Below are 12196 nucleotides of genomic sequence, written 5' to 3' on the forward strand. Positions count from 1 at the left end.
TGTACAGGTCATGACAAAACCTCTTTTTTAATCCTGCGTAAAACACTATTTTCAGGCTCAATTATTAAGGGAAATTCAAGTAAATGTTATGGAGTACATAAACAAGTATGTAGAGGAAAACAAAGACCGTTTTTTGGAGGAATTATTTGGATTGATCCGCATTCCGTCGATCAGTTCGATTGCTGCCCACAAACCGGATATGTATAAAGCCGCCGGGTACTGGAAGAAAACACTTTTGGAAGCCGGTGCCGATAAAGCCGAAGTTTTTGAAACCGCCGGTAACCCGGTTACGTATGGCGAAAAGATTATCGATCCGGCACTGCCAACCGTATTGGTTTACGGCCATATGGATGTGATGCCGGTTGATCCCATCGATTTGTGGGACACACCACCGTTTGAGCCACAGGTGCGCGACGGGAAAATATATGCCCGCGGTGCCGACGATGACAAGGGCCAGGGCATGATGCACGCCAAAGCTTTCGAGCTGATGGTAAAAACCAATACCCTTCCCTGCAACGTAAAGTTTATGATTGAAGGCGAAGAGGAAATAGGATCGCCTAACCTGGGGCAATGGTGCGAGGAAAACAAAGAAATGCTAAAAGCCGATATTATCCTGGTTTCCGACACTTCGATGCTGGGAGCCGATATTCCTTCCATCACCACCGGATTGCGCGGACTGTCGTACTGGCAGGTAGAAGTTACCGGCCCGAACCGCGACCTGCACTCGGGTATTTTTGGTGGGGCTGTTGCCAACCCAATTAATGTACTTTGTTCGATGATCAACCAGATGGTTGACGCAGATGGCAAGGTTACCATCCCCGGTTTTTATGATACCGTACAGGAAGTTTCTGTTGAAGAACGTGCCTTGCTGGGCAAAGCTCCGTTTAACGAGGAAAAGTATAAAAAAGCACTTGGTGTTGATGAGCTGAAAGGAGAAAAAGGCTTTACAACAAGCGAGCACACCGGAATTCGCCCGTCGTTTGACGTATGTGGCATTTGGGGTGGTTACACCGGTGAAGGTGCAAAAACCGTATTGCCATCAAAAGCTTTTGCTAAAATCTCGTCGCGCTTGGTGCCCGACCAGGATCACGAAAAAATAGCCGTACTTTTTAAAGACCACTTTGAAAGTATTGCGCCAAAATCAGTAAAGGTTGAGGTTACCTACCTACACGGTGGCCCCGCTTATGTTTGCCCGATTGATATTCCGGCCTACCAGGCTGCCGAAAAAGCCTACACCGATACTTTTGGCAATCGCCCGGTGCCGGTTCGTTCAGGTGGAAGTATCCCGATTATCTCAACTTTCGAGAAAGTGCTTGGAATCAAAACAGTTTTGATGGGTTTTGGCCTTGAGTCGGATGCCATCCACTCACCCAACGAAAACTACCCGCTGGAACAGTTTTACAAAGGCATAAAAACCATTCCGCTGTTTTATAAGTATTTTGCAGAGATGAGTAAGTAAAACATTATTTATAACGTTATATAAAAAGGATCCGGTCTTTTAAAAGATCGGATCCTTTTTATATAACGTTATAATCGAGTAATAACTATAGTTTTATCAACTCCAAATACATCAACTGCTTATCGCTGTTATTTTCTGCGGCAGGCAGCAGTGAAATTGATTGCTCACCGCTTTCCGTTATTTCTATTTCGCCCAGCTTTAGCAGTTCATAGTCTTCACCTGTATCGGGGATTTCAGTTTCTATTTTCTGATCACCCAAACTAACCGTCACTCCTCCTTCATCGGCGCTCCACACCAAGGCTTCCACCCGGTATGTACCCGGTTCAGCCTCAAATATCCACTCTAAACGTGTGCGGGCATCCACCCAGTTGGCAATTATTGAGTTTGAACCACTACCCTTTAATACCGCATGTTCGCCATATCCGGGATTATAAATATCGGCAAAGTCGGCAGGTAACAACACACTACCTTCTTTTAAATGTGGCTTGTTACTTGTTACCGTTATTTCGCCACGTATTTTCACAACAACTACCGTATTTATCTCATCAAATATTACCGATGGAGCATGCACATGTAAATCGCCCTCCTCAAATTTCCATGCAAAATGTTGTTTCGGGTTCGACAACAGGTAAACATCGCGCACATTCGCGTCAAGCCCAGGAACACTCAGCAAACCATCTTTTGGCCAGTCGAAAACATGCAGGTACAGATTGGTTACACCGCCCTCCTTTTTTGTGGTACAGCGGCCCCAGGGCAATTTATAAAACGGACTGGCACTGGTGCCGTATATCGACTTGCCGTTTTGCTGCATCCAATGCCCTATTTCTTTTAGCCGCTCAACACTGGCTTTTGGGAATTCACCTGTTGCAGTTGGCCCCACGTTCAGCAACAGGTTACCACCTTTACTGGCAATATCAACCAGCATTTTTATCAACTCTTCGGTCGATTTCCAGTTTTCGTCGTACCATTTGTAACCCCAGCTGGTGTTCATGGTCATGCACACCTCCCAGTCGTAATCCAGCCCGGTTGGCGGCACATGCTGCTCGGGTGTTTGAAAATCGCCCGGCCACGGACGATACAGGCGGTTATTCGTTATCAGGTTAGGGTAATCATCGGTAACTGCTTTTAAAGCATTGGCTGCTTCTTCGGTCATTCCACGTGGCGTATCCCACCACAAAATATCCAGCCCTCCGTAGTTTTCCAAAATTTCTTTTACCTGCGGCACCGCCTTTCCGTTTATGTAATTCATCAGTGGTTCGCGTTCTAAATCCGGGTCCCAGTGTGGTTTACCTTCTTCAATGTTCCAGTAAGTTCCGCCCGGCTCGTGCCAGTCTTGTGCCTGCGAGTAGTAAAAACCCAATCGAATACCTTCTCTTTCACAAACTTCAGCCAGTTCTTTTAAGGGGTCGCGGTCAAAAGGCGTAGCATCAACAATATTGTATTTGCTGGCTTTTGAATGAAACATCGCAAAACCATCGTGGTGTTTCGAAGTGATCACGATGTATTTCATTCCGGCATATTTTGCCAGTTTTACCCATTCTTCGGCATCGTATTTTTCCGGATTAAACGTTTCCGCCAGTTTCTCGTATTCTTTCACTGGAATTTTAGCATTCGCCATAATCCACTCGCTGATCCCCGGAATACGTTCGCCTTTCCATTCCCCAGCAGGCTCGGCGTACAATCCCCAGTGAATAAACATTCCGAAGCGGGCCTCGCGCCACCACTCCATTTTGTCGTTTTGATTTTCTACTGTGGTTGATTTTTCAGATTCTTGCCCTGTTTTTTTCGTACAAGAAAGACACACCAGCACAATTATTACTATTGATAAGATTTTACACATGGCGAATCGTTTAGAATTAGTTCATAATTAGTCATATAAAGATCTGGATAATTACAACATAAACAAAAAACAAAAGCCCTGATATTTTTACGTTATAGTTAACGATACCTTGTAAAAAGTTATCTTTAATCTTAAAATTATACCATACTTATGAAACATGCACCTTTTGTTTTTATCGTACTCTGTATCTTTCTTTTTCAAGCCTGCTCTCCGAAAAATGAAAAGCCAAATATTATACTCATTAGTGCAGACGATTTAGGATGGAGTGACATCGGCTGCTACGGTAGCGAAATAAAAACACCAAACCTCGATCAGCTGGGCGAAGGAGGAATGCGCTTTACCAATTTCCACAATACCTCTAAATGTTTTCCGTCCAGAGCCTGTTTACTTACCGGAGTGTACGCTCAACAAAATAACTATCATAAAACGTTTACTAATCCGATTACCAATGCAGTCACATTGGGCGAAGTGCTAAAAACCGCCGGATACCGCACACTCTGGTCGGGGAAACATCATGGATTAGAAAATCCTTATAATCGCGGATTCGATCGCTATTACGGATTAAAAGATGGGGCATGTAATCATTTCAACCCAGGCAACCAAAGGCCCGGAGAAGGTGTTCCGGCCCGAAAAGGGAGACCTGGTCAGAAAAATAAACGTGCCTGGTGTATCGACAGTGTAATGTACAGTCCTTATACACCTGCAGAAAAGGATTTCTATACTACAGATTATTTTACACACCATGCCATTAACTGGCTGGAAGAATACAAAAATGAAGAAAAACCATTCTTTCTATACCTGGCTTACACCGCTCCTCACGACCCGTTAATGGCCTGGCCCGAAGACATTTCCAAATATAAAGAAAAATATGATGCCGGTTATGAAACCATTAGAAAGCAACGCTATCAAAAACAGTTGAGTTCAGGACTAATTAACGAGAAATATAAACTATCAGCTGCAACCTACCAAAACTGGAGCGAGTTAAGTGATTCGATAAGAAATACTGAAATTCAGAAAATGGAAGTCTATGCAGCTATGATTGATCGGCTGGACCAGAATATTGGTCGATTGTTGGCTAAACTCAAGGAAACCGGTAAAGATAAAAACACTTTGATCATGTTTGTTTCCGACAATGGTGCTTCGGCTGAATTGGTTAAAATTGATGACGATTATGGCGATATAGGAACACTTACCTGTTGGAGTTCGCTTGGTGAGCATTGGGCAAACGTAAGTAACACCCCATTTCGTTATTTCAAAAATTATAGTTTCGAGGGAGGAATAAATACCCCATTTATTGCATATTGGCCCGAAAAAATAAAGCCTAAAACAATAAGCGAATACCCGGGACACTTTATTGATATGATGGCGACGCTGGTTGACATTACAGGGGCTGAATATCCCTCCGAATTCAATAAACAAAAAATTACGCCAATGCAGGGAGAAAGTTTACTGCCCGTTTTTCAGGGAGCTAACAAAAAACGTCAAAAACCACTTTTCTGGGAATGGAATAATGGACAGGCTGCATACAACAACGGATATAAAATCGTGAAAAATGGTTTAAATAAACCATTCGAATTGTACAATGTTGAAAATGATCCTACAGAAACCCAGAACCTGGCAAACGAGAATCCTGAGCAACTAAAAAAAATGGAATCCCTTTTCAACTACTGGAAATCGTCGTTACCCATATTTGAGTAAATTGAAATTGAAGCATATTTCTATGACACAGATAAAAATATTTCGAGCCTGTTTCCAATTAAACAGCCCGGTTAAAATGCCAATCATGTTAATCAAAGCTTAATATCACTTATACATTTTTATCTTGAATAGAAATTTACTTAATTAGCCTTCCAATGATCATGAAATGACAAACAAAACTTGCCTGATTTTTTGCAATTGTGGTGCTGGCATCATTTCCGACGATAAGAAGGAAGAGCTTTCCGAAGCTTTTAAACCCCTCGGAGTTGATATTTATGAGCTGCACGACCTGTGTGCTTTTTCGCTGAATGAAAAGGACTTTCTGCACAAATTGGATAACGATTACGATAAAACACTGATTGCTGCCTGCTACCCGCGGGCCATTAAAAATATGTTTGAGCAGAACCAAGTACAACTCAATAATTACGAGGTGTTTAATTTCAGGGAAGCAGGCACCGAACAAATTACTGCTGACGTATCAACAAAGATTGACGAAAAACAAGACGAAACTTGTTACGAAATAAAAAAGACCGGGCTAAATGTTCCGGCCTGGTACCCTATCATCGACAAAGAGCGTTGTACCCTTTGCGGACAGTGTGCCCGGTTCTGTGTTTTTGGAGTTTATTCGTACAATAAAAAAAGCCTAAAGGTTGTCAATCCGTTGTCGTGCAAAAACAATTGTCCGGCTTGCGGACGAACCTGCCCGGCATCGGCGATTATATTCCCGCGTTTACCTGAAAATTCTGCTTTATCAGGAGCAGAACCCGGCGACGATAAAAAAGCACAGGGAAACGATCAAAAAGCAAATTTGTTTGTTCTGCTGAACGAGCGTAACAATGCCCGGAGAAACATTTTCAAACAAGGCGCTTTTCAACAAGCAGAAGAAGAGAAAAAGAGAGCCCTGGAAGAATTAAAGAACAGCTTAAAGAATCCAAAAAGAGATGCTTAAACAAATCCTGAAAACAGATAAAAAATGCTTGTATAAGTTTGCATATAACATGGGCTTAAAAGGTGCCCGTGGCATTCAGCGTTTTCAGAAACGAATAAAAAGTGGCGATTTTTTTCCGGCATTCCATTTTATTTCGGTTACCGACGATTGTAACCTGAATTGCCAGGGCTGCTGGGTAACGCATAAAAAACAAAATGCGCGCATGTCGCCCGAAATGCTGGATTCGATAATCACGCAATCGAAAGCAAAAGGATCATATTTTTTCGGGATACTGGGTGGCGAGCCACTCATGTTCAAACCGCTTTTTGATGTTTTCGAAAAACATTCCGACTGCTATTTTCAGCTGTTTACCAACGGGACTTTGCTCACAAAAGATATTGCCGAACGATTACGCAAACTGGCCAATGTTTCGCCGCTAATCAGTTTTGAAGGCGACACAGAAATTGCCGATGTGCGCCGGGGAGGAAAAAACGTTTATCAAAAAGCGCAATCCGCCATCGATCATTCAACCGATGCCGGATTGATAACCGGTGTGGCCATGAGTGTTTGTAAATCGAACATTGACCTTGCATTTTCCGATGAATTTATCAACTCGCTGATCGACCGCGGAGTACTTTATTTGTGGTACTACATTTATCGTCCGGCGGGACAGGATGCATCTGTTGAGCTTTGTCTGTCGGCGGAACAAATTGAGCAACTTCGCCAGTTTATTGTCGATGCGCGCCGAAAATACAACATCGCTATTATCGACGCCTATTGGGATGAAAATGGAAAAGGATTGTGCCCCGCGGCATCGGGCCTAAGTCACCATATTAATGCTTCGGGCGATATCGAACCTTGCCCGGTTATTCAGTTTGCCACCAACAATGTGGCAGATGGCGATTTGGAAAGCATTTACCGCAAATCCACTTTCCTGGCCGGATTTAAAACAGAAATACCAAAATTGACCACGGGCTGCATCGTTATGGACGATCCGCAGTGGTTAGTTAATTATACAAAACAACACGCCGCAAAAGATACATCGGGCAGAGAGAACGAAGCCGAACGACTGAGCAAAATGGAAAAAGTTTCCAGTCATGGTTCGGCCAAGCCCGTTCGCGAAAAGAGCTGGATGTATCGCTTTGCAAAAAAACGGGCATTTTTTGGCTTTGGCGCCTACGGTTAATATGAAGGAGACAAATGGCATATTAAAAGTTCCGGAGGAATCGTTCGTACGCAATAAAATGCGTAAGGCTGCTGCAGCTATGCTCGGAATGTTGGAGCTGCGTCCTCCAGTAAATATCCAGAAACTGGAAGAACTGGCCGCTGATTTGGTGCGCGAGCAGGAAATTTCAGCTGAATTTATTCCTTTTGCAATGGTATTGCTGGGCAACGAATCGTGGCGAAAAACGGTAAAAGCCACGCCCATGAACCGCCGGCTTTTACTGTTGCCGCAATGCCTGAACGACAACAATAAATGCGAGGGCCTGTTCGACGAACTGGGGCTGAATTGTGCAGGATGTAAGGCCTGCCCCATCGATGATCTGTTGATAGAAGCAGAATCAAAAGGATATGCCAATCTGGTGGCCGAAGGAACCACGGTTGCGGTTGGTTTGGTTGAAGAAGGATCGATAGATGCTGTAATCGGCGTGAGTTGTATGCCGGTGTTACAACGGTCGTTTGAGCCGGTATCAAATGCTGCCGTTCCGGTAATTGGCATCCCGCTGCTTTTCGATGGTTGTGAAGAGACCCGTGCAGATATAAAATGGATTCTGGATGAAATGCGTTCTTATGAGCCGGATGAAGCGCACCAACCCATTTCGGTATCGTTGTTAAAGAACCGGATCGAAGCTTTTTTTACAAAAGAAAACATCGAAAAATACATTCCGGGTCGCGATAAAACTGAACAAATTGCACAGGAATACCTGCTTGTAGATGGGCAACGGATACGACCGCTACTTGCGGCTTTAAGTTACCAGGCCTACTCAACTACTGATACCGATGAGCTTCTGCAGCCCTTAACGCTTATTATTGAGTGTTTTCATAAGGCGTCGCTAATTCACGACGATATTGAGGACAATGCCAACCAGCGTTACAACACGCTTACGGCGCATGAAAAATATGGTGTTGCGCAGGCCATCAATGCAGGTGATTTTCTGATTGGCAAAGGCTACGAGTTGTTGAGCGATCTGGCTATTTCGAATGAAACCATGAGAAACTGCCTGCGTTTTATTGCCCACTCGCACATACAATTAACACGCGGACAAGGCGTCGACATTCTTTTCAATGACGGCAAAATCCAATTGCTGCCCGATGAGATGATCGAGGTTTTTAAAAATAAAACCGGTGAAGCCATAAAAGTGGCCTTGTTGCTGGGAGCAATTGTTGGAGGAGCAAACAAACAGGAACAGGAAATTCTGGAACAATTTGCCGATTATATGGGAATTGCCTATCAAATTCGCGACGACCTGAATGAATATACGGAACAACACGCTGCCGAAAAAACCGGCGATTATCCCTTCCTGCTGGCCTTGCTGAATAAACATTTTGCCGATCAGGGAAAAGAGACGCCAGCGAATTTATTCGGGCAAGTTGGTGAATTCAGAAAGTTGATTGATGAAACCGGATTGCAAGCAGCTGCAAAAAAATACTTGCAACAATACATCGATAACTGTTACGCAGAGCTGGATAAACTGGATAATTCCAAACTTCGTCTGAGCCTTTACGGCGTGATGGGAAAAATCTTCAAATCAGAAACGACCAATGAGTAAACCAAAGAAAATCGCGATCTATAAAAAACTGGTTCGGCGACTTTCTTTAGGATTTGAAACTTTATCGCCCGAAATACAACAGGAAATAACTGATTTTATAAAAAGTCAGCAACATACTTCGGGTGGCTTTTGCGATCGTGCCGGAAATCCCGATCCTTATTACTCGCTCTTCGGCTGCTGGCTAAGTTTAGGCACCGGACAAGACAAAGAAATTGAGCTATTAAAAACATACATATCAAAACAACCTGAGACATCAAGTACCGTTGAAGAACTGGCGCTAAACCTGATGAAAACAGAGTTGTTGCCGCAACAAAAAAACGAATCAGTATTTTCCTTATTTAGGAAAGTTTTTTCGGGGCACAACTTTATGGATATTTCTTACCGCTTTTTTCTGCTGGCCTTAACCATTGATGCCACTGCAAAAAGCCGCTTTCTTTTTAACCTGATGGCACATATTTGGCTGCCCTTTTATAAAGTGAAAGAAAACTCGCCATGCAGTTTGGTGGCGGCACTTTGTTTCGCCCGTTATGTTTTAGGGTTAGGCTACAAAAAATTCCAACAACTTTTATTGGAATTTCACCAGGAAGAAGCTGGATTCAGGGCTTTTGAAACCACACCATTTAGCGACACGCTATCAACCGGAGTAGCACTTTTTTCTCTGGCCGAAACCAATTACGACCTGCGCCTGATCACTCCCGATTGTCTTGATTTTATTCAAATGAATTATCTTTCAGGAGCCTTTCTTTCCGGCGATGGTGATGAAACCCGCGATTTGGAATATACGTTTTACGGGCTGCTGGCACTGGGAAGCCTTTTAAAGGATGAATGGGAAGGAAGAAGGATTAAAGTTGAATGAAGAATTTAGATTAACGATTTTTGATTTTAGAAGGAATTGACAAAATACAATAGGCAAAATTCTAATGTTACCAATGTGCCTAATGTGGTTTAAAAAGGAAGAAATTGAAAAAAGAAGAGTTGGAAATAAGGTTTAAGGAACTGAGCGACATTTTGCTCGGTGAACTTAACGATGATGGCTTTTGGTCTGGAGAACTATCATCGAGTGCGCTTGGGGTAGCAGTAGCTGTTGCAGCGCTCCATTTCCACGATGCCAGTCTTCATCAACAGGAAATTACAAAAGGCCTGAAATGGCTTTCTTCAAATCAGAATACAGACGGTGGTTATGGCGACACGCCTGAAAGTCCGGCAAATATTTCAACTTCTTTACTTTCTTATGCGGCGTTGAATTTATATGCTGAAAAGAATTCGGAGGTAAAGACAACACAGCAAAAACTGGCTGACTACCTTAAAACGCAGAATGTTGATGTCCGTTCAGACCAGGTCGCAAAAGTAATTCTTGATCATTACCAAAAAGATTATACGTTCTCGGTGCCGATTTTAACCTTGTGCGCACTTTGTGGTATTCCCGGAGACGATGGTTTTAAACACATTCCGCAGTTGCCTTTCGAGCTGGCTTTGCTGCCACGCCGGTTTTATCGTTTGCTGAATCTGAGCGTAGTGAGTTATGCAATCCCGGCACTGATTGCCGTTGGGATTGTGGTTTCCCGTAAGAAAAAATCGAATGGATTAACTCGTGCCATCCGGGCAAAAGCGGAGACGAAAGCCCTTAAAATTCTGGAACGATCGCTACCCGAAAGCGGCGGCTTCCTGGAAGCTATTCCACTCACCGCATTTGTTGCCTTAAGCCTAATAAATGCAGGATTAAGAGATTCGATTGTTGTAGACAAAGGAATTGCTTTTTTAAAACGTACGCAACGCGAAGATGGCAGCTGGCCAATTGACATCGACCTCTCGACGTGGGTGACCACCTTAAGTGTAAAAGCACTGGGTGAACGAAAAAACGAGGTACTGTCAGTAACTCAACAAAAGCGTATTGTTAATCACTTGCTTTCAGTGCAAAATAAAACAGTACATCCGTTTAACGGCACTTCGCCGGGTGGCTGGGGCTGGACAAATTACACGGGATCGGTACCCGACTGCGACGATACACCCGGAGCGATTCTGGCACTTTTAGACTTAGCGCCTCAACATACAATCAGAGAAGAAATATTAATGGGCGGCGAATGGCTGCTAAAACTTCAAAATAACGATGGTGGCTTCCCCACATTTTCACGGGGCTGGGGAAAATTACCTTTCGACCAGAGTTGTGCCGATTTAACCGGGCATTGTCTTTTAGCGCTTGCAAAACTTGTAGATGTATATAAATCAGAGCTGAATTCAAAACAGAAAAAACTGTATTCTACAGCAATAAAAAAGGCTGTCGATTATCTGGACAAACACCAAAAAGAAAACGGTTCGTGGTTACCACTTTGGTTTGGTAACCAGCACACCCAAAATCATAAAAACCCGGTGTACGGAACTGCGCGGGTACTCACCTATTTTCAGAAAGCAAAATTGTTATTGAAAGATGAGCCGGTTTTAACTGAAAGAATTCAGAAAATGATTGCTGGAGGAACTAACTTCCTGCAGAAAGTTCAGAATGAAAATGGCAGCTGGGGAGGCGATTTTGGGATTAAAGGTTCGATTGAAGAAACAGCGCTTGCTGTTGCAGCTTTGAAGGAGACAAAATCGGAAACTGAGATTGAAAGAGGCTTAGCGTGGCTCGACGATTATTACAAAAAAAAGGGGCTTAAAAAAGCCCCAATCGGATTGTATTTTGCATCGTTATGGTACGATGAAAAATTATATCCTTTAACAGCTTATCTTGAAGCTGTTAAAGGATATATCGATAAAAATCAAATCTGGGTTCCCTCCTTTTGTACAAGGGTTCCGTCTTCCATAATTACATCGTAGAAATAGCCTGCGCCAAAATCTTTTTCCAGCGTTAGTTTGCCTTTAAAAGTAACCACGTCGCCAACTTTAACATCGGCTTGTGTTGTAATTGTCAGATCGAAATTACCACCGGCACCGGTACCATCCTGAATGTGCACCCAGTTTTTACCCATCACCTGTTCGTTCACTTTTACCACAGCCCCTTTAATTTCAAATTCTTTGCTGCTGTAATCGTCTTTATTGGCAAAAACATCGGCAATACTCAAGTCTCCTTCTTCTTTCTCGATTTCAACTTCGGCATCGCTAACAGCCACTTTTCCCTGATGCGACTGAGGCATAGCACTACCCATGGCAGGCTGCTCAGTTCCGGGTGTTTTGGTTATTTTATTCACGAAGTAAATTACATCAAAGGTTCTATCGATCTCTTTACTGTGGAAATTTTCCATTGGCAGGGCATCGTAGTAATATAAAACTTCGCCCGGATTCACCTCTTGTTTCGCTACTGCGATCCACTTTGCAATACCATTTTCAGTTGCACTAATGTAGGTGTAACTTCCTCCCTGAATCACTTCTGAAACCTTAATCATATTGAATGCACTCTCACTCTGAGCCGGAGCCGAAGCGCCATTTTTATTTCGTACACACGATAAAAACATACCGGCAACGGCCAGTATTATCAAAATCTTAGTCATCTTCATCCTCATCATTCT

The 12196-nt window shown here is 43.3% G+C and carries 9 protein-coding genes; 7 read left to right on the forward strand and 2 right to left on the reverse strand.

The features are described from left to right. Positions 1 to 88: 88 nt before the first annotated feature. Positions 89 to 1459: a dipeptidase gene (locus tag G4420_RS02985; protein ID WP_163322099.1), complete on the forward strand. Its 1371-nt coding sequence runs from the start codon at positions 89 to 91 to the stop codon at positions 1457 to 1459. A gap of 85 nt (positions 1460 to 1544) precedes the next feature. Here the strand turns inward: G4420_RS02985 and G4420_RS02990 are convergent, their stop codons facing one another. Then, entirely contained in the window at positions 1545 to 3299 is a 1755-nt protein-coding gene (locus G4420_RS02990) for an alpha-L-fucosidase (RefSeq protein ID WP_163322100.1), read from the reverse strand. A 150-nt stretch (positions 3300 to 3449) separates the two neighbouring features. Here G4420_RS02990 and G4420_RS02995 point away from each other — a divergent pair, with 150 nt between their 5' ends. The 6 genes from G4420_RS02995 to G4420_RS03020 all read left to right on the forward strand — a co-directional run bounded on the left by G4420_RS02995 (position 3450) and on the right by G4420_RS03020 (position 11507). Continuing rightward, complete coding sequence (locus tag G4420_RS02995; protein WP_163322101.1) at positions 3450 to 4997, forward strand: arylsulfatase; 1548 nt, start codon at positions 3450 to 3452, stop codon at positions 4995 to 4997. A 166-nt stretch (positions 4998 to 5163) separates the two neighbouring features. Beyond that, entirely contained in the window at positions 5164 to 5946 is a 783-nt protein-coding gene (locus tag G4420_RS03000) for an ATP-binding protein (RefSeq protein WP_163322102.1), read from the forward strand. Then, positions 5939 to 7111 (forward strand): radical SAM protein, encoded by a 1173-nt coding sequence (locus tag G4420_RS03005; protein WP_163322103.1) that lies wholly within the window; start codon positions 5939 to 5941, stop codon positions 7109 to 7111. Before G4420_RS03000 ends, G4420_RS03005 begins: the two co-directional genes overlap by 8 nt. 1 nt (position 7112) lies before the next feature. Beyond that, positions 7113 to 8696: a polyprenyl synthetase family protein gene (locus G4420_RS03010; RefSeq protein WP_163322104.1), complete on the forward strand. Its 1584-nt coding sequence runs from the start codon at positions 7113 to 7115 to the stop codon at positions 8694 to 8696. Beyond that, a complete protein-coding gene (locus tag G4420_RS03015) occupies positions 8689 to 9552 on the forward strand; it encodes a prenyltransferase/squalene oxidase repeat-containing protein (RefSeq protein ID WP_163322105.1) in 864 nt (287 codons plus the stop codon). The genes G4420_RS03010 and G4420_RS03015 overlap by 8 nt, the downstream gene beginning before the upstream one ends. Positions 9553 to 9656: 104 nt before the next feature. Then, positions 9657 to 11507 carry a prenyltransferase/squalene oxidase repeat-containing protein gene (locus G4420_RS03020; RefSeq protein WP_163322106.1) on the forward strand — a complete coding sequence of 617 codons (1851 nt, stop codon included), beginning with the start codon at positions 9657 to 9659 and terminating at the stop codon, positions 11505 to 11507. On the opposite strand, the gene G4420_RS03025 is transcribed toward G4420_RS03020, so the two are convergent. Continuing rightward, a complete protein-coding gene (locus G4420_RS03025) occupies positions 11450 to 12184 on the reverse strand; it encodes a hypothetical protein (RefSeq protein ID WP_163322107.1) in 735 nt (244 codons plus the stop codon). The genes G4420_RS03020 and G4420_RS03025 overlap by 58 nt on opposite strands. Between the last annotated feature and the right edge of the window lie 12 nt (positions 12185 to 12196).

Source organism: Draconibacterium mangrovi, assembly GCF_010586825.1.
Classification (GTDB): Bacteria; Bacteroidota; Bacteroidia; order Bacteroidales; family Prolixibacteraceae; genus Draconibacterium; species Draconibacterium mangrovi.